This window comes from Lyngbya sp. CCY1209 (assembly GCF_035615495.1).
Taxonomy (GTDB): Bacteria; Cyanobacteriota; Cyanobacteriia; order Cyanobacteriales; family Microcoleaceae; genus Limnospira.
Genome location: NZ_JAJENU010000269.1, coordinates 1 through 614, shown reverse-complemented (window position 1 = coordinate 614; position 614 = coordinate 1). Strand labels below are relative to the sequence as shown.

Annotated in this window: 1 protein-coding gene; it reads left to right on the top strand. The window is 47.2% G+C overall.

Annotated features, from left to right (window positions below; translation table 11 throughout):
• A partial coding sequence (locus LKE08_RS07575; RefSeq protein ID WP_324703605.1) for a reverse transcriptase N-terminal domain-containing protein occupies nucleotides 1–614 on the top strand: 614 nt, incomplete at both ends.

The following is a 614-nucleotide window of genomic DNA, read 5'->3' as shown; positions in this document are numbered from 1 at the left end:
CAAGCGGCTCAATCGGGACAGGATGCAAAAGCTAGAAGGTTGCAGAGACTCCTTTTGAAGTCATACTACGCAAGGCTACTAGCGGTAAGGCGAGTAACCCAAGATAACCAAGGCAAAAAGACAGCCGGAGTGGATGGAGTGGTAGCAATATCCCCAAAACAAAGGTTTAAGCTTGCTGAGGAAATCAAAGGAAACTTCAAAGCTAAACCATTACGGAGAGTATGGATACCAAAACCCGGACGGGATGAAAAACGTCCACTGGGAATCCCGACAATCCGAGATAGAGCCAAGCAAGCCTTGGTCAAGATGGCAATGGAACCCTACTGGGAACCACGATTTGAGGGAACAAGCTATGGATTTCGACCCGGACGCTCAACCCTCGACGCAATTGGCAGAATATATGTGGCAATTAATCAAGGGGAATATTACGTCCTCGATGCCGATATCGCCAAATGTTTTGACCAGATTGACCATAATCACCTGCTATCCAAACTTCATTGTCCAACGACCATAAGGCGCAATATCAGACAATGGTTGAAAGCCGGGGTCATTGACAATGGTGTATTTGACGACACGAAAGCTGGGACACCTCAAGGAGGGGTAATAAGTCCACT